Annotated in this window: 4 protein-coding genes; all 4 read right to left on the bottom strand. The window is 68.8% G+C overall.

Features of this window, described 5'->3' with window-relative positions; all coding sequences use genetic code 11:
- On the bottom strand, positions 1–206 hold a 206-nt coding region (locus VFL64_RS19285; RefSeq protein WP_489542005.1), incomplete at its 3' end, for an RbsD/FucU domain-containing protein.
- A complete protein-coding gene (rbsK, locus tag VFL64_RS19290; RefSeq protein WP_489542006.1) occupies positions 206–1,117 on the bottom strand; it encodes a ribokinase in 912 nt (303 codons plus the stop codon). The genes VFL64_RS19285 and rbsK, both read right to left, overlap by 1 nt.
- Positions 1,114–2,115 (bottom strand): LacI family DNA-binding transcriptional regulator, encoded by a 1,002-nt coding sequence (locus VFL64_RS19295; protein ID WP_489542007.1) that lies wholly within the window; start codon positions 2,113–2,115, stop codon positions 1,114–1,116. The genes rbsK and VFL64_RS19295 overlap by 4 nt, the downstream gene beginning before the upstream one ends.
- The gene (locus VFL64_RS19300; RefSeq protein WP_489542008.1) at positions 2,112–3,113 is read right to left on the bottom strand and encodes an ABC transporter permease; all 1,002 of its coding nucleotides are present in this window, start codon (positions 3,111–3,113) and stop codon (positions 2,112–2,114) included. Before VFL64_RS19300 ends, VFL64_RS19295 begins: the two co-directional genes overlap by 4 nt.
- Positions 3,114–3,156: the final 43 nt, after the last annotated feature.

The following is a 3,156-nucleotide window of genomic DNA, read 5'->3' on the forward strand; positions in this document are numbered from 1 at the left end:
TGTTCAGCACGTTCGACCTGCATCTCGCTCAGCAGCGCGCCCAGCACCTGCGCGAATGACGGCACACCGCGCGTCAGCGCGAGGTCGATGACGGGGGTGCCGGGCGGCACCGGCATCCCGGCGTCGGCAACCACCACTGCGTCGCCATGGCCCAGCGAAGCGACCAGTCGGGACAACTCGGCATGCAGCAGCGGGGTCTTCTTCATCACACGGCATCACCATCAAGTTCGGCACGCATCGGCATCGACGCCATCGCACCGGCTCGGGTGACGCTGAACGCCGCGGCTCTTTGCGCAAAGGCCGCTGCGGCGTCGATGTCCAGGCCTTCCTGCAGCGCCACCGCAAACGCGCCGATGAAGGTGTCGCCCGCCCCTGTGGTGTCCACCGCCTGCACGTCCGGCGCGGGGCATCGGCGCGTGCCGCGCGAGTCTGCGATGCAGATGCCAGCGCCGCCCAGCGTGATGATCACGGTGCCTGGTCCCTGCCGCAGCAGCGCCGCCGCCGCGGCAGCCGGGTCGGGCAAGGCACCGACTGCAAGCAATTCCGCCGCTTCGGTTTCGTTCGGCACCAGGATGTCCACCTCGGCCAACAGGGTGCGCGCCAGCGGCTGCACCGGCGCCGGATTCAGCAGCACCGGCACGCCATGGCGGCGCGCAATGCCGATGGCATGCCGCACCGAGGCCAGCGGGGTTTCAAGCTGGCAGACCAGCAACGACGCCTGCGCGATCGTGGCGGCCGCCTCATCGACCTGTGCGATGTCCAGGCAGGCATTCGCGCCCGCGGCGAGCGCAATGCAGTTCTGGCCCGAGCCCTCCACGAGGATCATGGCCACCCCGGTGGGCACGCCGACCCGCGCCCTCAGGTGCGCCGTGCCCATGCCGGCATGTTCCAGCGTGGCGCGCGCCGGGGCGCCAAGGGCATCGTCGCCCATGCAGCCGATGAACTCGACACGACCACCCAGCCGGGACGCGGCCACCGCCTGGTTCGCGCCCTTGCCGCCAGGCACCGTCTCGAAGTCATGGCCGTTCACTGTCTCACCGGGACGCGGCAGGCGCTCGCAGCGCAGGACGAGGTCGGCATTGACGCTGCCGAGTACAACGATGGGTCGTTTGTTCATGATCTCTCCAGCCGCGCGGCGGAGCGGCGCAGCACTAGTAATGGATGCAGGATCTCGCGCTGCAACGGCCGGCCCGGCTGGGCAATGCGTTGCATCAGCAAGTGCGCCGCCAGCTCGCCCGTCTGGTGCTTGGGCTGGGCGATGGTCGTCAACGGCGGGTTGCTGTAGGCCGCGAGGGCGATGTCGTCGAAACCGATGAGGGACAAGTCCTGCGGCACGCGCAGGCCTGCGTCCGCGGCGGCGCAGAGGGCGCCGATGGCCATCAGGTCGTTGGAGGCGAACACGGCGCTGGGACATTGCGCCAGCAGCACGCGCATCGCGTCAAAGCCGCCCGCGGCGGTGAAACCGCCCTGGGCCACGAGGCTGTCGTCGCACGCCAGACCGGCTGCCAGCAAGGCGCTGCGCCAGCCCTGCACGCGCTGCCGGGCCGGCGACAGCAGCAGCGGCCCCGCAATGCAAGCGATGCGCGCATGGCCCAGGCCCACCAGGTGCGCCACCGCGAGGCGCGCACCGCCTTCGTGGTCCACCTCCACCAGGTCGGCCGCCAGGTCGTCGATCTCACGGTCCACCACCACCTGCGGCATGGGAGCGCCGCGCAGCGTGTCCAGCAGCTCCGGGTCGCCGCCCGAGCTGAGCACGATGAGCCCATCCACCTGCTTCTCGCTCAGCACGCGCACATAAGCGGCCTGCTTGTGCGGGTCGTCGTCGGAGTTGCAGAGGATGACGTTGAAGCCGGCCGCGAAGCAGGTGTCCTCGATGCCGCGAATGATCTCGGCGAAGTACGGGTTCGAGCTGTTGGGGATCATCATCCCCACCGTGTGCGTGCGGCTGCTCTTCAAGCTGCGTGCCACCGCGCTGGGCACGTAGTTGAGCGCCGCGATGGCGGCCAGCACGCGCGCCTTGGCATCCTCGCTGACGAAGCGCGTGCCGTTGATCACGTGCGACACCGTCGTCACCGACACGTTCGCATGCTGGGCCACCTCGCGGATCGTGATCATGCGGTGGCCGCGGCACGCGCGAGCCGCGCCCGGTAGGCGTCCAGCACCACGGCGAGGATGATCACGAAGCCGGTCACCATCTGGCGCAGGAAGTCGCTCATGCCGATGAGGATGAGGCCGTTGGCCAGCACGCCGATGATGCAGGCCCCCAGCAGCGTGCCGACGATCGAGCCGCGCCCGCCTGACAGGCTGGTGCCGCCGATGATGACGGCGGCAATCGCATTGAGCTCGAAGCCGATGCCGGCGATGGGGCTGGCGATGTTGAGCCGCGTCATGTAGATCACCGCACCCACGCCCACCGCGGCGCCGGCAATCACGAAGGCGGCAATCTTGATGCGCCTCGTGGCGTGGCCCGCCAGGCGCACGGCTTCCTCGTTGTTGCCGGTGGCATAGACGAGGCGGCCGAACACGGTGCGGTTGAGCACGAACCAGCCCAGCGCCACCAGTGCCAACGCCACCAGGAAGATGGCCGGCAGCCCCAGGAAGGTGGCGCTGCCGAAGTTGTTGAACGCATCCGGCAGCTCGTAGATGGAGCGCGCCTGTGTCCACTGCAGCGCGGCGCCGCGCGCGATGTTCAACATCCCCAGCGTGACGATGAACGACGGGATGCCCCAGAACGCCGAGATGGCGCCATTGGCAAGACCGCAGAGCGCGCCCACGGCCATGCTGGCGGCCAGTGCCAGGGCCACCACTGCGCCGGTGTCCAGTCCCTCGATCTTGAGCACCGTGCCGGCGATCACCGCGCACAACGCCATCACCGAGCCCACCGAAAGATCGATGCCGCCCACCAGGATGACGAAGGTCATGCCCACGGCCAGGATCACGTTGATGGAGATTTGCGTGAAGATGTTCGTGAGGTTGCCCGGTGTCAGGAAGATCGGTGACAGCAGGGCAAACACGCCCAGCAGCACCAGCAGCGCAACACCGATGCCGGCTTCGCGCAGCACGGTGCGCGCGCCGCGGGTGAGCTTGATGGCAGAGAGAGACGGCGGATTCATCGATCCGGAATCAAGCGACGGCGGCTGCATCGGGGTGGGCTTT

Origin of the sequence: Rhizobacter sp. (assembly GCF_035702065.1) — a bacterium.
Lineage (GTDB): Bacteria > Pseudomonadota > Gammaproteobacteria > Burkholderiales > Burkholderiaceae_C > Rhizobacter.

Bases quoted from the DNA above. Each gene is read 5' to 3' on its own strand.
- VFL64_RS19300 (WP_489542008.1), bottom strand. From the start codon at position 3,113: ATGAATCCGCCGTCTCTCTCTGCCATCAAGCTCACCCGCGGCGCGCGC.
- rbsK (WP_489542006.1), bottom strand. From the start codon at position 1,117: ATGAACAAACGACCCATCGTTGTACTCGGCAGCGTCAATGCCGACCTC.
- VFL64_RS19295 (WP_489542007.1), bottom strand. From the start codon at position 2,115: ATGATCACGATCCGCGAGGTGGCCCAGCATGCGAACGTGTCGGTGACG.